Source organism: Paenibacillus sp. J31R122 (assembly GCF_056269185.1).
Genome location: NZ_JBWDNM010000006.1, coordinates 106,642 through 129,059 on the forward strand (window position 1 = coordinate 106,642; position 22,418 = coordinate 129,059).

Sequence of the window (22,418 nt, forward strand, 5' to 3'; positions counted from 1 at the left end):
GGCTATTGGACGCAAAAAGTATACGGTACAGTTTATTAAACTAAACTATACCATATACTTTTTGTTTAGTGAGGCTTATTTGAAGTAATTATCAATTTGTTCTTGCGCTGCTTGCATAATTTTATCCAATCCAGCGTTTTTCAATTCAGCAATCATTTTAGGAATAACTTTTTCAGGGTCAGAAGCACCTGTAATCAATTCGTATTTGTACTTGTCATATACAGCAGCAGTGTTTGCAACTTCTGTTTGAAGATCGGCAACGTCAAAGGCGAAGCCAAGAATAGATGAAGCAGAAGCGGATTCATTCAATTTTTTAACTTGCTCCCACTGATCGATAGGTGCACCTTTTGTTACTGCCATGTTGAAGAATGTACCTTGTGAGTAAGCAGGCAAAACCCATGTATCCGTTGTACGCTCAATAACCTTGTCGCCATCAACGCTTTTGAAGTCTACATCTTTTTCACCAAATGCAAGCATGTTACGTAGCGTTGTATCTGTATTTACCAATTGTAGGTATTTCAATGCTTCTACTTTATATTTCGAGTTAGCAGAGATCGCGTTCAAAGAACCTTGAATTGTACTTGTTGTATAGATAGGACCCAATGTTTTTTCCATTACATATTTCTCTACGCCGGCATTGATTTGCATACTAACCTCAGCACCTGGGAAAGCTTGTGCTGCGAAGAATGGTCTGTATTTGTCGCCTTCAGCTTTAGTTGGAGCATCTGGGTTAATGATGCCGTCTTTATACCATACGTGGAACTGTTTTAACATTTCCATAACATCTGGCTGTTCGAAAACAGAAACAACCTTACGTGAAGCATCATCGGTTTTAACACCTACTGGTGTGAAGCCCAATGTCATATCATCATAGTTGTTGAACATGCCGTTTAGACCTTCAGATTGAACAAATTGCAAAGGATAGAAGCTCTTGCCTTCGCCAGCTTTCATATCGCGGAACGGCTTGTCTAAGTCTTTAATTGTCTTAATGTTCGCTACGTCGATGTTATACTTCTGTACTAGCTTATCATCGTAGACCCAGTACTGTGTTAGAGCAGAGTCTTTGTAAGTTGGTACCGAGTAAACCTTACCACCGATCTTAGTACCGTTCCATACTTGTTCTGGGATTAAGTTGTATAATTCAGGAGCTTCAGTTTGAACCAAATCAGTAATGTCAGCAAATGCTCCCATAGCTACCTGCTTGCTGTATTTTCCACTATTCGTGAACATGATGTCGAAAGGTTCGCCAGTGTTGACGATTGTGTTAATTTTTGAATCCCACTCGCCCCAGCTTGCAACTTTGATATCAATTTTTACACCGATTTTTTCAGCGGTATATTCATTCATCTTGTCGATAGCCTGTTTATAGTTTGCAGGAAGTGGAGTGCCACCGATTTGCCACCATACCAATGTTGGAACGTCTTTGTTAGCTGGTTTATCTGTGTTCGTTGTGTCTGGTGTCTTGCCAGTGTTCTTTGGCGAGTTGGAACCGCTGCAGGCTGCCATGACAGTCGCCAGTAATGCGATAATACAGATTGTTGATAAAAGCTTGAACGATCTTTTCATCTGAAATCCCCCTAAAAAAGTATGTTTTGTCGCCATTTCACAAGCTGTGTATGGCATATCATAAACCAGAATGGAACTGGCCTACTTCGTAATTAGCCTTTGACGGCACCAATCGTAAGTCCAGAAATGAAATATCTCTGGAAGAATGGGTAAGCACAAGCAACAGGCAAGACGATGAGAATACCAATTGCCATACGAGCCGATTCCTTAGGCATCGTTGCTACCAGCTCTGCTGCGCTGATACCTATGGTCGAAGCATTTCTCGCTAGTGCATCGATATTGGTCATTAAGTTGTTAAGCAATGCCTGCAGGGAGTACAAATTTGGGTTATAGATATATAGCATAGATTGGAACCAGTCATTCCAGTAGCCGAAGCAAAGGAATAAGCCAATTGTCGCAAGAACGGGTAATGAAATTGGCAGAATGATGGAGAAGAAGATTCGGAATTGACTCGCTCCATCAATTTCAGCTGATTCAATCAGACCATCAGGAATTGTACTTCTGAAAAAAGTTTTGCAAATGATGACGTTAAAGGATGAAACCGCAAGCGGTAAAATAAGTGCCCAAATGCTATCTTTTAATCCTAATAAATTAGTATTAATGAAGTAGCTGGAAACGAGACCGCCGTTGAAAATCATCGGAATAAAAACGAGCCAAGTCAGAAAGGTTTTAAACTTGTAAGATGGACGTGAGAGAACATAACCCATCGTAGTCGTTAGCAGTACACCGATGACTGTTCCGACAGCGGTTACAAATAAGGATACACCTAGTGCATTCAAAATGATCGTTCCTTGCTTAGCGATAAAAGCGTAAGCATCCAGTGATAAAACCATTGGAATGATGCTATAGCCCGTTTCCCGAATGTAGGATTCATGCGTCAGTGATATCGATAATACGACTAGCACGGGGATGACGCAGCCAAGTGCTACAAGAAAGAAGAACACGTTAAAAAGAATATTGACGCCTTTACTTATTCGATTGAATTTATCAAGTCCGGACTCATATGTTTTTGCTGCCATTCTTACACCTCCTATATCATTGCGCTATCAGAGTCAATTTTTTTGACAATCCAATTGGCCGTCAAAATCGTAATACAACCGAGTACGGATTGGACAAATGCAGCAGCAGACGCCATTCCTAATGTAGCAGTTTTCAACTGTTTGTATACTAATACGTCAATCGTTGTCGCGACCTCAAACAAGGAGTTTGAATCACGAGTGACCTGAAAAAATAGTCCGAAGTCGGTGTAGAATATTCGGCCAACTGAAAGGATGAACATCATGACGATTACAAGCTTAAGCAATGGGAGCGTAATGAAACGGGTTTGCTGCCAGATGGAAGCGCCATCAATTACAGCAGCTTCGTAGTAGGTACTGTCGATACCAGTAATCGTTGCCAAATAAATAATCATGCCATAACCGATACCCTTCCAAATATTCAAGAGAATAAGTATATAAGGCCAATATTGCGGTTCCATGTACCAGTTTATAGATTCTAATCCTAGATTACCTAAAAATTGATTGAGAATTCCTTTGTCAAAGCTGAAGAATGCCCAACCTACCGCGGAGACGATGACCCATGACAGGAAGTAAGGAAGGAACATCATCGTTTGGTATACTTTCCCAGCCTTGCTATTATGAAGAAGTCCAATCATAAGGGCGAACGCCACGGGCAGTACAATGCCGAGAATAATAAAGATTATGTTGTAGCCGATTGTATTGCGGATAATGATCCAAGCATCATTGGACTTGAATAGAAATTCAAAGTTTTTAAAACCAACCCAAGGGCTGTTGAACACATTACTAAGGAAGCCCCCGCTAATTTTAAAATTTTTAAAAGAGATAATAACACCGAACATGGGCAAGAAACAGAATAAGATGTACCAAATCGTTGTTGGTATGGCCAGGAGAGTTAACTCAAAATCTTGCTTTCTAAGTTGAAAGCGCTTTGATTTTTTGAGTGGCTCTGATTTTGCGCTCATAGTATTAACTCCTTTATTTAGTTATTTTATGGATTCCTTTTCTTGTAACCGCTTACTTAACTGTATTATATAAAAGAAAGTGAACTAACTTCTAGTTAACAAACATAACTTTTTAGTCAACAAACGTTAGATTTCAGATGAATTGTCGTTTATTGTCGTTTCATGTTGTGGGGGAGGCAACGACGAAGGACCAAGGATACCGTTAGGTTTCCTTGGTCCTTTGTCTGGATTTCTTGGATCAGATTCTTCAGTTCATCTTCTTAATTGCTGTAAATGGTTGTATTTGAAGCAACGGTTTAAATACATATGTCAGAAGGTGATTCTAACTTTAAGGATAGAACTTACGCTTAGATCCAACACTATAAATAAAGTCCTTTGGCGTAGACAGAAGTGATCGTCCTAGCGATCTCCTCGACAGAACTATGGTGTTCGTCCCGGACAATTTCCCATAGGTACATTTCGTTCGTAAAAAACCAACCTCGTGCCACAATCTCATGATTAACCTCGGATCTAGCTAACCCGTTTTGTTGTGCATATTCTACGTCTTTTGAAATACGCTGAATAAATTTTTCCCGTATGGCTTTCCATTTATCCGAAACTAAAGAAGAAACCCCAATTGCCTGTTCGAACACTTGCATCATATCCCGTTCGGCTTCAGCCATTTTTAAAAAAGCATTCGCTTGTTTGCGAATGATTTCCTCAGCTTCTTGATTCGATTTTGGCAGGAAGGAGATCTCGGCAATTTCAAAAAATCGCTCCATGACACCCTCCATCAATACGATTAAAAGATCTTCTTTTCCTCCAAAATGTACATATGCCGTTCCGTATCCGATACTCGCTTTGTTAATCATTTGCGAGATCGTTGCTTTTTGAAAACCTTCTTGCAGAAAAACTTCCCTTGCGGCTTCTAACAATTTTTTTCGTGTTTTCAGCGATCGTAAATGTCTTTTATCCTCTATATTATGATTATTCATTCCTATTCCCCCACTACTCATTATCTCTAGAATATATGAATTAATATGAAAAGGAAAGGGATATCACCAGGTGGGTGAGCATGTTAAAAATTGGATGAAGAATATTATTGACATCATGTCATATTTAAATAGATAATGTTATTGACACTATGTCATATTCATTGAAGAAAGCGCTTTATTATCATCTGTAAAGGGGAGAATCATGATGCTTTTGAAAAATTTTGATGTAACTTTACGATATGCGAAAGAATTGGATGAGGAAGATTTTCTTGCTCATTTTCGAAAAGAGTTTTATTTAAAGCCAGGATCTATTTATATGGATGGGAACTCATTGGGTCTTCTTTCGAAAAGAGCGGAAAGGACTCTCTTGGAATCTTTAGAGGATTGGAAGGAACATGGAATCGATGGCTGGACGCAGGGGAAACATCCATGGTTCTTTATGGCGGAAGAACTAGGAGAGAAACTTGCTCCGTTAGTAGGAGGTTCACCTGAAGAAGTCATTGTGACCGGTTCTACGACAGTAAATCTGCATCAGCTTGTATCTACGTTTTATAAGCCAGAAGGAAAACGCACAAAAATTTTAGCGGATGAACTAACATTTCCATCCGATATTTATGCTCTTCAAAGCCAGATACGGATTCATGGATATGATCCCGATACACAACTTATTCGCGTGAAAAGCCGAGATGGCCGCTTTTTAGAAGAAGACGACATTATCGAAGCAATGGACGAAACAGTCGCTTTAATCGTCTTGCCCACCGTACTTTATCGTAGTGGTCAAATATTGGATATCAAACGATTAACCGATGAAGCACACCGTAGAGGTATTGTAATTGGCTTTGACGCTTGCCACTCAGTAGGTTCGATTCCGCATTCCTTCAGCGAATGGGATGTTGATTTTTCCTTTTGGTGTAATTATAAACATTTGAACGGCGGACCTGGCGGCGTTGGAGGCTTGTTTGTGAATCGTAAGCATTTTGGAAGGATGCCTGGACTCGCCGGATGGTTTAGTTCTGCTAAAGAGAAACAATTCGACATGGAGCATACATTAACTCCCGCTCTTTCCGCAGGAGCCTTCCAAATAGGAACTCCTCACTTGCTTAGCGTTGCCCCTTTGATTGGGTCTTTGGAAATATTTACAGAAGCAGGTATTGGGAATATTCGCCAAAAATCACTTAAAATCAATCGATATTTAATGAATTTAATTGACATTGAATTAGCGGATATGGGATTCGTCATCGGAACGCCAAGAGAGGATGTACGACGCGGCGGGCATGTGAGCCTTGAGCATATTGAAGCAGCGCGAATTTGTAAATCATTGAAGGAAAACGGGATCATTCCGGATTTTCGAGCACCTAACATCATTCGTCTTGCACCTGTTGCCCTTTATTCTTCCTTCGAGGAAGTTTGGGAAGTGGTTCAAATTCTTAAAAAGATCATGGCAGAGAAACAGTATGAGAAATTTAAAAATGAACGCGAAGTAGTTGCATAATGTAAAACGCTAAAATGGCCGGACAAAGCCTGAAGGGGATGAAATAGATGGAGAATAAACAAAGCGGTGAGGGTTTGAAACGGGAGTTAACTACAGGTCAGCTCTCGATGATCGCAATGGGGATGGCAATTGGGACGGGGTTATTCCTTGGAAGCGGACTAGCCATTCGTACTGCCGGACCTGGTGTATTGCTCAGCTATACAATAGGTGCTTTTATCGTTTTATTATTAATGGGTTGTTTGGCAGAAATGACGGTTGCCCATCCAACTTCAGGAGCTTTTGGAACAATTGCCGATAAATATCTTCATCCCATGGTAGGCTTTCTTGTCCGGTACTCTTATTGGATTGCCCAGGTTCTTGCCATTGGGGTTGAAATAAGTGCAATCGCGGTCTATATGAAATACTGGTTTCCAGGAGTCCCTGGTGTCATTTGGATCATCGTATTTACAGCAGTTCTTATTTATGTAAACGCTACCAGTGTGAATGCATTTGCAACATTCGAATATTGGTTTTCCATGATCAAGGTGAGTGCAATTGTTGCGTTTATTCTTCTAGGAGCGTACGTTCTTTTTGGAACTTCAGGTTATGAAAATGTGGGTGCTAATAACCTGGTAGATCATGGAGGTTTCCTGCCATTCGGTTTTAAAGGGATGTGGATTGCCGTCTTTATATCTCTTTTTAGCTTTTTAGGCACAGAATTGATTGCGGTTACTGCAGGTGAAGCAAAAGAGCCAGATATAGCCGTACCGAAAGCATTGAAAGCAACTGTTTTCCGATTGTCTATTTTCTATGTGCTTACTTTGACGATCATGTTGATGATTGTTCCATGGCAATCTGCAGGAATTGAAGAAAGTCCATTTGTGAAAGTAATGGAAATCTTAAACATACCTGGCGCCTCTGGAATAATGAACTTTATCGTTTTAACAGCCGCTTTATCTTCCATGAACGGACAGTTGTATGCTTCTTCACGAACGATGTTTTCTTTATCAAAAGAAAAACTTGCGCCAGCCGTACTTGGCAAGCTTAATAAGAAAGGTGTTCCAACGACTGCACTAACAGTTTCCACAATGGGAATTATTCTTGCTGCGGTTGTAAGTGCGCTGCTGCCGGGATCATCCTATGCATTTATGATGGGGATTTCTATGTTCGGTTCACTTTTTACCTGGTTGATTATTTTCATCTCTCATTTATCTTTCCGTAAGAAATGGGATAAAATGGGTGGACGGAAATTACCGGTAAGAATGATTGGCTTTCCTTATTTGACGATATTAGGGGGACTTCTCCTACTAAGTTTAATGATCACAGCATGGTTTACTGATTTCAAAATTATGCTCCAATTCGGTATCCCTTGGCTGCTGTTTTTATCCATTGCTTATTTTATTATGAAAAAAAAGAGTCCAAAGTGAGATTTATTCAAAAAGCTGACTGGAAAAATTAGAGCTTAATAACGAAGGGGAGATCTTCTCATGATAATTGGTATTCCTAAGGAAATTAAAAATAACGAAAACCGTGTAGCTTTAACTCCAGCTGGAGTCGTTTCATTCGTAAATGCCGGGCATAAAGTATTAGTTGAGAAAAACGCTGGTGTAGGTAGTGGTTTTACGAATGAGGATTACTCTGATACCGGTGCGGAAATTGTTGAAAATGTGGAAAATTTATGGGGAAAGTCCGATATGATTATGAAAGTGAAAGAGCCACTTCCAAGTGAATATAACTATTTTCGTAAAGGCTTGATCTTATTCACTTATTTGCATTTGGCCGCTGAACCGGCTTTAGCCCAGGCACTGAAAGAAAAAGGAGTTCTTGCCATTGCCTATGAAACCGTTTCGGTGAATCGCACTTTACCATTGCTTACGCCGATGAGTGAAGTTGCTGGCCGGATGGCTACACAAATTGGTGCCCAATTTCTACAAAAATCGAACGGAGGCAAAGGAATTCTCCTTGCAGGCGTACCTGGTGTGAACCGTGGGAAAGTGACCATTATTGGCGGCGGTATCGTAGGTACGAACGCGGCAAAAATGGCAATTGGAATAGGCGCTGATGTAACGATTATCGACTTAAGCGCTGACCGTTTACGTCAATTGGATGATATTTTCGGAAATCAAATTACAACACTAATGTCCAACACATTAAATATCGCACAGGCAGTAGCTGAAGCTGATCTTTTAGTTGGTGCCGTATTGATTCCTGGAGCAAAAGCTCCAAAACTGGTATCGGAAGAAATGGTGAAGGCAATGAAGCCTGGTTCTGTTGTCGTAGATGTTGCCATCGACCAAGGTGGAATCGTTGAAACGATCGATCAAATTACAACACATGACAATCCAACCTATGTCAAGCATGGCGTCGTTCATTACGCTGTAGCCAACATGCCTGGTGCGGTTCCGCGGACCTCTACCATCGCTTTAACGAACGTTACTCTTCCATATGCATTGCAGATGGCAAACAAAGGTGTATATAGAGCAATTGCTGAGAACGAAGCATTAAAACTTGGAGTAAATTTAGCAAATGGTGAAATTACTTTTGAAGCAGTTGCCAAAGATCTTGGTTACGACTATGTAAAGTTAGAAGATGCTTTAGAAAAAAAGGATTTACTTGAGGGGACCTTCAATTAACTTAAAGAAGGTAGGAAAATCATATCTCGTCAGAAAAGCCACCCTATGGTGGCTTTTTTGGCGATGCATAATCTTAATTTTTCGCCCAAGTTACTTGACACTGGAGTCAACTCTAATGTTAATCTGAATTCATGGAAAAACTTTATTCTATACAAGAGGTTTCGCGGATACTTGGGTTGCCGAAGGATACGCTTCGGTATTATGACCGGATTGGGATCGTCTCGCCGTCTCGGGAAGACAATCGATACCGAAGGTATTCGAAGGACGATCTCATGGACTTGATGAATATTCAGATCATGCAGTATGCGGACTTTTCTCTTAACGAAATCAAGGGGAAATTCGGTTACCGCAAGATGGAAAATATCGACCCCGCTTACTGCGAAGAGGTTGCTGTGTTCCTCGATGCCAAGAACGCAGAAACGCGCAAGAAGATTGCCCATCTGGAAAAGGTCAGTCGGCTGCTCAACATAGCAGCCGAAACGTTAAGGGACTTGAATAACGAAAGTGACCAACGGTTGGCAGAATTCGTCCGTGAGATTTACAAGGATATCCGAAAGAATGAACCGGGAATTTCTAAAGAAGGTTGTGATGAACATCAAGATTAGGAATTTTTATTATCTGATTGCAGGCGTTCTTGCGATATTGTTTGCCGTCACGCACGCATGGAACGGGCAATCCGCTGTGCTGCCGACGCTCGACATTAGGGCGATATCCATGGATACCCAGACGGTATTCACGTATGTTTGGCACATTATCACGGCAGAAAATCTGGTCTTCGGTATCGCATTCATTATCATGTCATTCCAAAGTGAGCGATCGAAGATCCGGTTTGCCGCATGGATGATCGCGGCGATCTTGATCGTCCGACTGATGGTCATTCTTGGCGTAACGGCATTGCTTGACGTTTCGGCGCTTACGGATACGTTTATAGATTCGATTGCCATTGTAATCTATGTCGCCCTCATCATAGTGGGCACAAGAATGAAGGAAAAGCAGTCCGGTGGACAGCAGCCGCAGTAATAGAGATGTCCGAGGAGCACGGCGTCTGAATCTACCGCTAAAAGTAATCATTGAGTAGGCTCCGTCATCATACAATCAAGATTCGGACATCCCATTATGGAAAAGCGAGTTAGACGAGCATAATCCCCCTAGGCTCCACCATATATAAACCGCGTAACGCTTGGGTTTCCGAGCGTTTTTTGTTTTTTCTAGAGAAAAAATAATCAAGATTATAAGATGCGGTTCAAGTAAATTACTTGCAGGGAGGTTAATTTTTTACAAAATCTTCATTTGAGTTTTACACGTAATTAACCTATTAATAATGGATATATTGTACAATATTTTTTGTACATAGATAGAAACACGGCCCTTATCCTAAAAATATAGATCTTGTAAAAAAAATATTGAACACAAATGAAAGGACATTCAAATGCGAAAATCGCTTTTTTGGCCAAAGCTCGCATCCCCAAAGATCGACATCCCCAAAGCGTTAGAGGAGTCGATCGATTTCGATATGCAATTGTTTTCCGTAGGGATGAGACAATTTTTTTGGGGGTGGTGCTTACGGATTGAGATGTCTGTTAATTATCGCTATAGACCTTGTAAGATCATGTCGTTACTTGGCCTGTTCGTCATTGTACGAATTGTCTCTGAGTAAATGACGTTAATCGGGGCACTAATGGCGATATACAAGAAAGCGTATCCACAGGTATCGTCGTGATCGTCGCATCCGGATCGGAATACGTCTTCTCACAAGCGCACTTGCTCTGATCCTAGCCGATTGTGTAATTGTAGTTAGGGCAGCCGTTCAAGCTGCAAATCCATGAAATGCACCTCGCGTTGTTGGTTGAATGGTAGTCGGGATACTTTCATTTTACCATTTTTTTCTACGGTTCGTTTTGTTTTTTACTTAATTTTACGAGCCTTTTGAACAGATTCTTAAAAAACTTATAATATGGAGGTTTTCTGTAGTGAAAAGAATTTTATCCTTTACCCTCGTATTAACGATGATAATCGGTATGTTATCGAACACCGCAGTAAATGCAGATAAAAACGTAGTCAAAATCGACAATGCCAACCCCCTTATTGCATCGATGAAATTCGATAATAATTTAAAGGACGATGCAAATCAAGAAAATTTGAGAGGAAATGGAAATTATAGTTATGTAAACGGTGTATTACCCGGGACCAAAGCTCTGCACGTAGAAAGCGGAGATGGTAATTATGTCGGTACGTCGAATAGCCTGAATTTTGGTAATGACAGTTTTACCACATCCTTCTGGTATAAGGGCGACACTAAAAATAATCAGGTCATATTATCAAACAAAGATTTTACTAAGAGCTCTAACGCAGGCTGGGCGATTTATACATCAGCCAACTCGGTCAATATGAATTTAGGTTTCCCGGACAATTCAGTAAATTTTGGGCGCGACACGTTTAATGCTTCCGATTGGCGTTACGTGACATTTGTAGTAGACAGAGATAAAATGCTCGCGTCGTTGTATATCGATGGTTACGAAATGGCTGAAACTTCGCTGGGGGTAGGAACTTTAGATACACCGAACCCATTAAATATAGGTAGCGACGGATTGGGCAAAAATGGCGGTAATTCACTCGATATCGCTGATCTGAATGTTTGGAAAGGCGCATTAAGCAGTGATGTAGTTCAAGCTAATTATAAGAGTTACGGTGTAAATAAAGTAGACATGAACGCACTTAACGACACAATATCAAAAGCAAATATACTAATAGCAGGAGGTCTTGGCAACGGCTTCAGCCAAACCGATTTTGATTATTTGCAGAAGGTTATGAATACGGCAAATACGGTGGCAACAACGCAAAATGTAAAATTATATACACAGGAAACCATCAATTATTACAAACGTGAACTAAGCAACGCCATATTCATCTATGAAAAAAGCAATAAAACATTAACTCCCGCTGGTTTAAATGTGCTTCTAGACAGCGACCCGGAAGTCGGTGATGATCCCGGAGTAATTGATGCTAGAGTAAAATTGTACACAAAAGAACTGAGTTTATTCCCACAGGCCGACGTAGTCTTTATTCCTGGCGACATTACCGGCCAAGATAATGATGTGGCTATGAAAGGTATGACAAAAATAGTAGATAAACTTAAAAGTGATGGTTTGTTAAACAATACGAAGTGGTACATGGTAAGAGGCAACCATGATGGGGCCGGTTCCCAAAATTTTATTCCTATCGGTTCGGCGGGCGCGTGGAACGAGTCAACGAATTCATATGAAAACCATTTCTATAACAGTGCTTATAGGGTGAATGTAAAAGGATATAATTTTGTGGGTTTTGACGGAAATATTAACAGCAGCAATACGGTGGGAAAAGCCACCAATCTCCTCAACCAAATTAAAAATGAAGCGGATTACGATCCAACCAAACCCATATTTGTATCTTCTCACTTCCCTATAAGCGGAACCATTTGGGGATCGGGATGGAGCAGCGGGGCAAGTAATGCTATGGGTAACTTTCTTGCCAACAATAACTTCTCGCAGGTGGTATATATGTCAGGTCATACGCAATACGACCCGACCGACGAACGTTCTCACTTTCAAGGTTCGGCTACGTTTCTCGAAAGCGGTGCGAGTTCATATTCCAGTTATATTGATGGCGGTCCGTACGGTGGATATATCGAAGGCTCGTATATCAATTATCTTACCACACCTAAAATCGTGAATTTCATAGAGATTTACGGTTCAAAAATGATCATCAAACAGTATAATTTAGCTACAGATGAATATGTAGGGATACCTTCTGTAAAAATCGTTGGCGAAGGCAAAGATGCCTTTACCTATAGCAGGAAGGATACAAGAGAACTCATAGCTCCGCAGCTTGATGAGGGTTCTATTAAGGTCGATTACTTGGACTTCAATAACAACGGAGTTGGTTTTACATTAAAGCAAGCAACTGACAATGTGCGCGTTCTGGAATATAATATTCAGCTTATCAACAAGCTCACTGGGAAAGTGGACAAATCGTTTAACAGCCTTTCGATGCCGATGGAGAAACCATACCAGGTATACAAGAAATATCAGGTTACAGGTTTGTCGCCGAATACGCCATATAAAATCAGGGTATTCGCCGACGATTCCATGTATAACCGTTCGTCGCAGGACATTGACATTTTAGCTCAGAATATTAATTTAAACAGCATCACTGCGCCTGCTGACGCAATAGATGTGGCATTCGGAGCGGCGAAGACAGCGGACGCCCTTGGATTACCAAAGACAGTATCCTTGGTTACCGATGATGCAATCAGGGTAGATGCCAACGTGACATGGAATGTAGATGCTTCAAACTATGATCCCAATGTAGCGACTCCACAGACCTTCAATGTAAATGGAACTGTAACTTTGCCAACTATAGTAACAAATCTCAATAACGTGCCTCTGACAACAAGCATTAGAGTATTTGTTAATAAGTTATCAGTGTCAACCGCTACGGCTACTGCTACCGCTTCATCATATCACAATGACAATTATCATCCCAGAAAAGTGATCGATGGTATCAAAAAGGGGGAACCGGGTGTTGGCGAATGGACGGGGACCAGTGCAGATCAGGGTCGATGGATCCAGGTGAATTGGCCGACTAATCAAACGATCAACAGTATTACCTTCTATGATCGGGCAAACACAGGCGACTGGACGAAAGGCGGAACACTTACCTTCAGCGACGGAAGCACTGAGACGGTTTCAGGAATCCCGAATGACGGGAGCGGTTATTCTGTACATTTCCCTACCAGGAAGGTGACATGGGTCAAATTCCAGTTATCCGGTCAGGGGAATATGGGTTTGTCGGAAATGGAATTTTCGTGGATTGTTCCGGCTGGGGTACCTTTGAATCTCATGAGCATCAAAGCGCCGGCAGCCATCACAGGAGTGGACATTGGAACGGCGAAGACAGCGGACGCCCTTGGATTGCCAAAGACAGTATCTATGGTTACCGATGCATACAGTGTGGATGCCAAGGTGACATGGAATGTAGATGCTTCAAACTATGATCCCACTGTAAAGACTGCACAGACATTCACTGTTAATGGAACTGTAGCTTTGCCAACAGGGGTGGCAAATCCCAACAACGTGCCTTTGACAACAAGCATTAGCGTAACTGTACAATATGTTAGTAAAGTACAAGCGGAAAATTATGTTAATATGTCTGGGATTCAGACAGAGGACAGCTCTGAGGGTACAAAGGATGTAGGATATACAGATCCGGGAGACTGGATGGACTACGTTGTGAATGTGCCAGAGACAGGAGTTTATAAGTTAAACTACAGGGTAGCTGTAAACAGTGGTACAGGCAAAGTCAATTTCCTTGTAGATGGTATTTCTCAAAAAATAACATCGTTGCCGTCAACAGGAGGTTGGCAGAATTGGAAGACCGTATCCGACGAAGTTTCCTTAATTGCCGGCAGTCATACGATAAGGCTGCACGTAGAAGCAGGTGGATGGAATATTAACTGGTTTGAGCTGGTTGCACCGCCAGCGCCAGTAGCGCCGCAGTCTACATTGACAGGTGTACAGCAGGTGGACTCTGATCAAGCATTCAATCTGACGATGGGATTGACCAGTGTAACACAAAGTGTATACCAGCGAATGTATGCCCAAGATGTGACTCTACATTATAATCCAGCGAATTTGCAATTCGATTCGGTTACATCGCTGAAAGATGGATTCGAAGTCATTGACCAAGAGGAGACAGCGCCGGGTCAAATTCGGATTATTGCTTCCAGCGTGGAAGCAAACCAAGGGGTTCTTGCCGAAGGCGATATGTTGACTTTCAAATTTACAGCTAAATCTGCAGCGGAGGCAACGACAATTACTGTCGACAATGTTGTGATTGCCAACGGACAGGGGAATGAATTGGAGGTTAACGGGGCCTCCCACGAAATACAAATTAGTAAATCCGTTGATAAGTCTCTCTTGAACACAACGATCGCAAGCGCTCAGGCCAAGTACGATGCTGCAGTGGAAGGCAATGAGCACGGCTTGTATGTGAATGGATCCAAAGCGCCATTGCAGTCGGCAATCGCTGTGGCCAAAGTGACAGCAAACGATCCGAATGCCACTCAGCAGCAGGTGGATAGCGCGAAAGCTGCATTGGAAGCGGCCATTCAATTGTTTGACACCAAGAAAATCAATGCCGATGTCAATGGGGATGGAAAAATTTCTATTGGAGACTTGGCTATTATTGCAGCGGCTTACGGCAAACAACAAGATCAGGCGGGCTGGAATGAGAAAGCGGATGTAAATAAAGACGGCAAGGTGGATATTGTAGACCTTGCAATCGCAGCTAAAGCAATCTTGCAATAAACAAATCCGATTGCTATAGCGAAATTTAGGATGGGCTGGGAATGAAAGGGGAGGGGAGATCTATTTTCTCCCCTTCCTCACTTACGACGAGTACAGAAAGGGCGAATTGTCCAATGATAAGCTTGATAGCGTCACGATGGCACAAGTTAAAGATATTTTCGAAGGTGATTTTACGAAGTTGAGCATTTGTACACTAAAGGTGAAGCTAAAGGCGCAACAAAAGCGTTTCTGGACTGCTGAAGAAGTAGGATTTAACAAGCAAAGGGATGGCGTTCATTCGACACCATCTCTTTTTTATTGGTTACCGAATGAGGTTTGAAATTTCGGGATGTTTATATATTGATCAATCACGGTTGAGGTGGCTGTTTAAAATATTCGCCTTGCTTCAGACCGTTGATAAATTGTTCCAAACATTCATAATACTTGAGCCCATGTCGGAGTTTATGCAAGTCTTGAAGGGCGGCCTGCCGTTCTTCGTCCGGAGTCTGTTCATCAAGGATGAGCTCTGTCAGTTCGGGAAGAACATTGTTAATGGCTCCTGTCATTCCATCAAGTTCACGCTGGAGCTTCACAGCAAAGAAGTTTTGAAAAGCATGAAAAAAGTTTGTCTCTGCCACATACAAATCTTTACGTTCCAGTTTTTCCTCCAATTTCAAGACCATTTGGGACTCCATCAGCGATCGAACCGCATAGCTCATGTTGCTTTTGCTCATATTCATGCGCGTCTTCATCTCTTCAAGGGTCATTGGCCGATCTTCAAAAAACATAATCCCGTATAATTGTCCAGACGAATGAGTTGCACCGTACAAATCCATCGATTCAGCAATGGCTTCAATCACATGTTGCCTGATGCGCAGCCGTTGCTCCATTTTCTGATTCTCTACATTTTGAGACAATAAATTGTTCACATCCTCGCTCATATCAATGACTTTTATCGTCCATCCGAATTCTTAATATCCCTCTTTCCTCTATTAATAGTATACAAAATAATAATAGCGGATGCGAATTTACAAAGAGCTATCTAAAGCTTGGCATCGAATTTCAAGGCCGTTCATTTGACATGCTGATTAGCTACACAACGGTAGTATTCAGTCGGTATTTGCTGATGAAGTCAGAGATTTGAACTACCAAACTGCATTACAGAAACTGATGTCACTATATCAAGGGTTTATTCAGGCATCTCAGCTGCGAAAGTTGAGTTACTAAATAATTGACGGTTATTTTATTTCGTCTAACATACTCAAGTAAATTACTTGCAGGGACGTTCGTTTTTTACAAAATCTTTATTTGAGTTTTACACGTAATTAACCTATTAATAATAGATATATTGTACAATAAATTTTGTACATAAATAGAAACACAGCCCTTATCCTGAAAATATAGATGTTGTAAAAAAAATATTGAACACAAATGCAAGGCCATTCAAATGCGAAAATCGCTTTTTTTGTCCAAAGCTCGACATCCCCAAAGCGTTAGAGGAGTCGATCGATTTCGATATGCAATTGCTTTCCGTAGGGATGAGACAATTTTTTTGGGGGGTGGTGCTTACGGATTGAAATGGCCGTTAATTATCGCAATAGACTTTGTACGATCATGTCGTTACTTGACCTGTTCGTCATTGTACGAATTGTCTCTGAGTAAAGGAGGTTAATCGGGACACTAATTGCGATATGCAAGAAAGCGTATCCACAGGTATCGTCGTGATCGTCGGATTGATGAGTGATTAGTATAATCTAGTTGTACAAATAACATTGTTTGGAGAAAACTCCTGTTGAAAGAGTGAGCACGGACTAGTAAATTTTTTATCTAGAGGACATAAAGGTATTTCTATGAGCGGCCACATCACTTTGACGTCTGCTGGATCATTGGGCAAAAGGATCGAGAACAAGACGATCGGACCTTTCGGACTAGGGTAGACGATGGAGTGCTTTCGGTAGCCGACGCTTTTTGAACAGACTCTTAAAATACTTAAAATATGGAGGTTTTCTGTAGTGAAAAGAATGAAAAGAATTTTTTCCTTTACCCTCGTATTAACGATGATATTCGGTATGTTATCGAACACCGCAGTAAATGCAGAAGATACTGAAGTAGATGCCAACCCCCTTATTGCATCGATGAAATTCGATAATAATTTAATGGACGATGCAAATCAAGAGAACTTGGAAGGGAAAGGAAATTATAGTTATGTAGACGGTGTATTACCCGGGACCAAAGCTCTGCACTTAGAAAGCGGAGACGGCAACTATGTCGGTACGACGCATAGCTTGAATTTTGGTAATGAGAGTTTTACCACATCTTTCTGGTATAAGGGTGACACTAAGGATAATCAGGTCATATTATCAAACAAGGATTTTACTAAGAGCTCTAACGCAGGCTGGGCGATATTTACAACAGCCAATTCGGTCAATATGAATTTAGGATTCCCGGACAATTCAGTAAAATTTGGGCGCGACACGTTCAATGCCTCCACTTGGCGTTACGTGACATTTGTTGTAGACAGAGATAAAATGCTCGGGTCGTTGTATATTGATGGTTACAAAATGACTGAAACTTCGCTTGGGGTAGGAACTTTAGATACACCGAACCCATTAAATGTAGGCAGCGACGGAGTGGGCGGCAATGGTAATAATTCATTCGATATCGCTGACCTGAATGTTTGGAAAGGCGCATTAAGCAGTGATGTCGTTCAAGCTAATTATAAGAGTTACGGTGTAAATAAAGTAGATATGAACGCACTTAACGACACAATATCAGAAGCAAATACAATAATAGCAGGCGGTCTCGGCAACGGCTTCAGCCAAACCGATTTTGATCATTTGAAAAAGGTTTTGAATACGGCATCTACGGTTGCAACAACGCAAAATGTAAAATTATATACACAGGAAACCATCAATTATTACAAACGTGAACTAAACAACGCCCTATTCATCTATCAAAAAAGCAATAAAACATTAACTCCCGCCGGTTTAAATATGATTATAGACAGCGACCCAGAAATCAGTTCTGATCCCGGAAAAATAGCGCAAATTGAAAAAGGTTACAGAACAGAACTGAGACTATTCCCTCAGGCCGACGTACTCTTTATTCCTGGCGACGTTACCGGCGGTAACAACGCCAATGAATATGTGTGGATGAAAAATCTAACAGACATACACACTAAACTTACAAATGAGGGTTTGTTAGACAATACGAAGTTTTATATGGTAAGAGGCAACCATGATATGGGCGGCGCCGAACAATTTATACCTGTCGGTTCGGCGGGCGCGTGGAACGAGTCAACGAATTCATACGATAACAATTTCTTTAACGATTCTTATAGGGTAAAGGTAAAAGGATATAATTTTGTGGGTTTTGACGGAAATTATAACAACACCAATACGGTGGGAAAAGCCACCAATTTCCTCAACCAAATTAAAAATGAAGCGGATTACGATCCAACCAAACCCATATTTGTATCTTCTCACTACCCTATAAGCGGAACCGTGTGGGGATCGGCATGGAGCAGCGGAGCAAGTAATAGTGTAGGTAAATATATTGCCGACAATAATTTTTCGCAGGTGGTATATATGTCAGGTCATACGCAATACGACCCGACCGACGAACGTTCTCACTATCAAGGTGCGGCTACGTATCTTGACAGCGGTGCGACTTCCTATTCCAGTTATATTGATGGCGGTCCGTACGGCGGATATATAGAAGGCTCGTATATCAACTATAAAACCACACCTCGTATCGCGAATTTCGTAGAGGTTTACGGTTCAAAAATGATCATCAAACAATATAATTTAGCTACAGATGAATATGTAGGCATACCTTCTGTAAAAGTCGTTGGTGAAGGCAAAGAGGCCTTTACCTATAGCAGGAGCGATATAAGAGAACTCATAGCTCCGCAGTTTGATGAGGGTATTACGATCGATTCCTACAATAACAACGAAGTTGCTTTTACAATAAAGCAAGCAAATGACAATGTGCGCGTTTTGGAATATAATATTCAGCTTATCAACAAGCTCACCGGGAAAGTGGACAAATCGTTTAACAGCCTTTCGCTGCCGCTAGACAAGCCATTCGATCAATACAGACATTATAAGTTTACAGATTTGTCGCCGACTACTCCTTATCTAATCAGGGTATTCGCCGACGATTCCATGTATAACCGTTCGTCGCAGGACATTGACCTTAAGGTTAACAGTGGTAATTTAAACAGCATCACTGCGCCTACTGACAAAATAGGGGTAATCGGATCGGCGAAGACAGCGGACGCCCTTGGATTGCCAGAGACCGTATCCTTGGTTACCGATGAAGGCTATGGGTATGCCAATGTGACATGGAATGTAGATGCTTCAAACTATGATCCCACTGTAAAGACTATACAGACCTTCACAGTAAATGGAACTGTAACTTTGCCAACTGGGGTGGCAAATCCCAATAACGTGCCTTTGACAACAAGCATTAGGATAATTGTTAATAAGATCATTCAGTCTGCAACGGCGACAAGTGAGGAAACAGCCGGTGATAATAATAGTGCTTCCATGGCGATTGACGGAAACCCACAAACGCTTTGGCATACCAAGTGGAATAAATCCGACGTTCTCCCTCAATCGATTACCTTAAAACTTGGAACAGCTTTCACAATCGGTAAAGTCACGTATTTGCCAAGGCCAGGAGGCGGCAACGGAAATATTACAGGCTATAACCTATTTGTAAGTAAGGATGGAGTGACCTTTACTAAAGTTGCAAGCGGAACTTGGGCAAACGACAGTGCGGAGAAAGTAGTAACTTTTGATCCGACAGATGCATTATATGTCAAGCTCGAAGCAACGGCGGGTGTTAACGGCTGGGCATCAGCTGCGGAGATTAATGTCTTTGAATTTGAACCGCCAACGACAACGGACAATGCGCCAAGCGGCTGGGTCAATCAAGATGTCACGGTAACCTTAAGCGCAAGCGATAACGGAACGGGTGTAGCCAATACCTACTACACGGTAGACGGTGGCGCTGAGCAAACGGGAACTTCCGTCGTATTGTCAGAAGAAGGAGTTCACAAGCTTGTATATTGGAGCGTAGACAAAGCAGGCAACGTGGAACAAGCGCATACGGTATCCGTTAGTATTGATAAGAAAGCTCCGTCGATCGCGGTGACCGTACCGGGAGACAACAGCATATATGAAGATTCCGGGGATTTGACGCCTCAGATTAATCTGACCGATAATTTGTCGGGTGTGGACACCAGCAAGACGACGGTGAAGCTTGATTCGCAATCTTACCAAATCGGAACGACGATCCCACTTTATACGTTGCCGCTTGGGCAGCATACACTTGTTGTATCCTCCAGCGACTTGGCCGGCAACCAGGTAAGCAAGACCGTTCAGTTTAAGACGGCAACCAGCATCGATTCTTTAAAGGCATTGGTGAAACGCTTTGCTAATAACAAAGAGATCAGCAAAGCCGATGTTACCACTAATCTGCTGGCTAAATTGGCAAACAACGATCTGAAAGGCTTTATGAATGATGTGAAGGCTCAAAGCGGGAAGAGCATCACAAGCAATGCGGCTAAATATTTGCTGCGAGACGCTCAATATTTATTGACACAAAAGTAGAGCAATTCAAGAGTTTGGAACCAAAAGAATAAACGCAGATGTCATCACATTAGCGAAATTTAGGATGGATCGGTAATGAAACGGGGGGAGATCAATTTTCTCCCCCTCATCGATTTGGACGATTAAGGGGTACCAAAGGTGTACTAAAGCTACATTTCCTCGCTCTGCAACGGGATACCGGCTCATATTACATATGTAATGTGACGGTCGCTGGCGCCGTCGGTGTAGAGATTGACCTAATTGTTGTCCAATTACCTTTTGAAATGCGACCAACAGGTTCGCGACTTATTGCGAAGGAAATTAGCTATTCAATGCACTTTGCTAATTACAACGTTTATGGGAGAAACATATTTAATTTCGATCAAGATATGATTGATAATATTAAGCTTACAGACATTGATGATGTCCCGATATCTGCGATGTCATTTCCATATATAACTTTTAATTTGAGTTTCGGCAAACAAATGGATTTGGATTTATATTCTCAGAATTAAATGGCGGATACACTATCTTTCATGAAGCAATGAGATTAATAGTTAATGGGCTTTTCTATATTTCATCCTATTTAGATGACGTGGAAGAGCGTTGGCCTGATGAAGCTCCGCAATCACTCGTTGAAAAAGCTAATCGCGCCACTAGCAAAAATGAGTACAAGAAAGCAAATAGGTAAGCCTTTGATATGATCTCCAGCTTTTCCCCTGCTCCACACGTAGCGTGCCAGTTTCCCAGCACTACGCGTTCCCTCTAACTGAACGTACTAGATCATAAGCATCCTCGTTACTCACAGATTTGGGATTATTCGTATCCCAATATCGTTAAGCTTGCACTGTGGAAGTTCCCACGTTCATACTCGATCGGTGAAATGCACGCTTGGAGAATGATCAATCTTTTCAGTTAGACTTTGGGCTGTTCCTCCATTCCCATTACAGGAACTTCATCAGTCGTGCCCCTGCCCTCACAAGGATAAATACATTTCGGCGAATGCCTTATAACAACCGTTTCGGGTGACAGCCCTTGTTGCAACGTTCCTTGTTTTCCAAGTCCCTTACAGCCTAGCCATCTGTTCTGGACAAGTAAACCCATTCCTTTCAAATAACGTTGAAAAGGCCCTAAAAAAAGGGAGATTAAATTCACTTTTATTCATTCTTAGAAAGGTGGCTGCCGGCTTTGTACGACGCTCCTTTAATCCTTCCCTACAGCTTCAAAAATAATGGACTCCAGCCATTCTTGCAGCGATTTATTAGCGCTTCTCGCTTTTGCAGTTAATTGATCTTTTTCGTGCTCAGATAAATAGAACGTCACTGGCGATAAACCCGTATCGATGAGCGTTCCATCATATTTAGTCGTAATCTCGCCTGAACGTATAAATGTTTTCAGCTTGTCTATCATATCTGGATGAGTAGCCGGCATTACCCCAGTTAAAACAGACTTCTTCACTTCAACCTGAATGGTTTCACCTATCTTAATACGAAGATTAGCAGGGCCAATCAGCTTAAAAAACTCCTCAATAATGGAGTAAATCATGGAATCCAAAGTAAGTGGCAGTGGAAATTCGAACAAGGCATATCCATAACTGGTTATGGCTTTACGATCCGTAATAGTGGTAGTAGGCCGCCATCCTTCATCAATCGCTCTTTCTAGAGGAATTTGTTCGTCCATCCTCAACTGCAACATGACTTCGATCCGATTCAGAGCCGTTCGTTTTTTACAAAATCTTTATTTGAGGTTTACACGTAATTAACCTATTAATAATAGATATATTGTACAATAAATTTTGTACATAAATAGAAAAACAGCCCTTATCCTAAAAATATAGATGTTATAAAAAAAATATTGAACAAAAATGCAAGGC

14 protein-coding genes are annotated in these 22,418 nt (G+C 41.5%); 8 read left to right on the plus strand and 6 right to left on the minus strand.

Going from position 1 to position 22,418, the window contains the following annotated elements:
• Positions 1-75: 75 nt before the first annotated feature.
• The 4 genes from AC0YN7_RS11950 to AC0YN7_RS11965 form a co-directional block, all read right to left on the minus strand.
• Positions 76-1,566 (minus strand): ABC transporter substrate-binding protein, encoded by a 1,491-nt coding sequence (locus AC0YN7_RS11950; protein ID WP_475810225.1) that lies wholly within the window; start codon positions 1,564-1,566, stop codon positions 76-78.
• Positions 1,567-1,658: 92 nt separating this feature from the next.
• Positions 1,659-2,585, minus strand: coding sequence for a carbohydrate ABC transporter permease (locus tag AC0YN7_RS11955; RefSeq protein WP_475810226.1), 927 nt, complete (start codon positions 2,583-2,585; stop codon positions 1,659-1,661).
• Positions 2,586-2,596: 11 nt separating this feature from the next.
• Positions 2,597-3,547 carry an ABC transporter permease gene (locus AC0YN7_RS11960; protein ID WP_475810227.1) on the minus strand — a complete coding sequence of 317 codons (951 nt, stop codon included), beginning with the start codon at positions 3,545-3,547 and terminating at the stop codon, positions 2,597-2,599.
• A 359-nt stretch (positions 3,548-3,906) separates the two neighbouring features.
• Positions 3,907-4,521 carry a TetR/AcrR family transcriptional regulator gene (locus tag AC0YN7_RS11965; RefSeq protein ID WP_475810228.1) on the minus strand — a complete coding sequence of 205 codons (615 nt, stop codon included), beginning with the start codon at positions 4,519-4,521 and terminating at the stop codon, positions 3,907-3,909.
• A gap of 205 nt (positions 4,522-4,726) precedes the next feature.
• Here AC0YN7_RS11965 and kynU point away from each other — a divergent pair, with 205 nt between their 5' ends.
• From kynU to AC0YN7_RS12000, 7 genes are all read left to right on the plus strand, one after another.
• Entirely contained in the window at positions 4,727-6,013 is a 1,287-nt protein-coding gene (kynU, locus tag AC0YN7_RS11970) for a kynureninase (RefSeq protein ID WP_475810379.1), read from the plus strand.
• Between the two features lie 47 nt (positions 6,014-6,060).
• Positions 6,061-7,419 (plus strand): amino acid permease, encoded by a 1,359-nt coding sequence (locus AC0YN7_RS11975; RefSeq protein WP_475810229.1) that lies wholly within the window; start codon positions 6,061-6,063, stop codon positions 7,417-7,419.
• A 60-nt stretch (positions 7,420-7,479) separates the two neighbouring features.
• On the plus strand, positions 7,480-8,625 hold the full coding sequence (gene ald / locus AC0YN7_RS11980) for an alanine dehydrogenase (RefSeq protein ID WP_475810230.1): 1,146 nt from the start codon (positions 7,480-7,482) through the stop codon (positions 8,623-8,625).
• Positions 8,626-8,756: 131 nt separating this feature from the next.
• The gene (locus AC0YN7_RS11985; RefSeq protein WP_475810231.1) at positions 8,757-9,230 is read left to right on the plus strand and encodes a MerR family transcriptional regulator; all 474 of its coding nucleotides are present in this window, start codon (positions 8,757-8,759) and stop codon (positions 9,228-9,230) included.
• Positions 9,214-9,645, plus strand: a complete 432-nt coding sequence (locus tag AC0YN7_RS11990; protein ID WP_475810232.1) for a hypothetical protein — start codon at positions 9,214-9,216, stop codon at positions 9,643-9,645. The genes AC0YN7_RS11985 and AC0YN7_RS11990 overlap by 17 nt, the downstream gene beginning before the upstream one ends.
• 950 nt (positions 9,646-10,595) lie before the next feature.
• Entirely contained in the window at positions 10,596-14,969 is a 4,374-nt protein-coding gene (locus tag AC0YN7_RS11995; RefSeq protein ID WP_475810233.1) for a DUF7402 domain-containing protein, read from the plus strand.
• A gap of 106 nt (positions 14,970-15,075) precedes the next feature.
• A complete protein-coding gene (locus tag AC0YN7_RS12000) occupies positions 15,076-15,288 on the plus strand; it encodes a hypothetical protein (RefSeq protein WP_475810234.1) in 213 nt (70 codons plus the stop codon).
• A 28-nt stretch (positions 15,289-15,316) separates the two neighbouring features.
• Here the strand turns inward: AC0YN7_RS12000 and AC0YN7_RS12005 are convergent, their stop codons facing one another.
• Entirely contained in the window at positions 15,317-15,865 is a 549-nt protein-coding gene (locus AC0YN7_RS12005; RefSeq protein WP_475810235.1) for a GbsR/MarR family transcriptional regulator, read from the minus strand.
• Between the two features lie 1,104 nt (positions 15,866-16,969).
• Here AC0YN7_RS12005 and AC0YN7_RS12010 point away from each other — a divergent pair.
• Positions 16,970-20,566 (plus strand): discoidin domain-containing protein, encoded by a 3,597-nt coding sequence (locus tag AC0YN7_RS12010; protein WP_475810380.1) that lies wholly within the window; start codon positions 16,970-16,972, stop codon positions 20,564-20,566.
• Between the two features lie 1,182 nt (positions 20,567-21,748).
• Here the strand turns inward: AC0YN7_RS12010 and AC0YN7_RS12015 are convergent.
• Positions 21,749-22,240, minus strand: coding sequence for a hypothetical protein (locus tag AC0YN7_RS12015; protein ID WP_475810236.1), 492 nt, complete (start codon positions 22,238-22,240; stop codon positions 21,749-21,751).
• Positions 22,241-22,418 lie beyond the last annotated feature (178 nt).

Coding starts and splice junctions, on each gene's coding strand:
- AC0YN7_RS12010 (WP_475810380.1), top strand. CDS start 16,970: ATGAAAAGAATTTTTTCCTTTACCCTCGTATTAACGATGATATTCGGT.
- kynU (WP_475810379.1), top strand. CDS start 4,727: ATGCTTTTGAAAAATTTTGATGTAACTTTACGATATGCGAAAGAATTG.
- AC0YN7_RS11955 (WP_475810226.1), bottom strand. CDS start 2,585: ATGGCAGCAAAAACATATGAGTCCGGACTTGATAAATTCAATCGAATA.
- AC0YN7_RS11975 (WP_475810229.1), top strand. CDS start 6,061: ATGGAGAATAAACAAAGCGGTGAGGGTTTGAAACGGGAGTTAACTACA.
- AC0YN7_RS11965 (WP_475810228.1), bottom strand. CDS start 4,521: ATGAATAATCATAATATAGAGGATAAAAGACATTTACGATCGCTGAAA.
- AC0YN7_RS11990 (WP_475810232.1), top strand. CDS start 9,214: ATGAACATCAAGATTAGGAATTTTTATTATCTGATTGCAGGCGTTCTT.
- ald (WP_475810230.1), top strand. CDS start 7,480: ATGATAATTGGTATTCCTAAGGAAATTAAAAATAACGAAAACCGTGTA.
- AC0YN7_RS11950 (WP_475810225.1), bottom strand. CDS start 1,566: ATGAAAAGATCGTTCAAGCTTTTATCAACAATCTGTATTATCGCATTA.
- AC0YN7_RS12015 (WP_475810236.1), bottom strand. CDS start 22,240: ATGTTGCAGTTGAGGATGGACGAACAAATTCCTCTAGAAAGAGCGATT.
- AC0YN7_RS11985 (WP_475810231.1), top strand. CDS start 8,757: ATGGAAAAACTTTATTCTATACAAGAGGTTTCGCGGATACTTGGGTTG.
- AC0YN7_RS11960 (WP_475810227.1), bottom strand. CDS start 3,547: ATGAGCGCAAAATCAGAGCCACTCAAAAAATCAAAGCGCTTTCAACTT.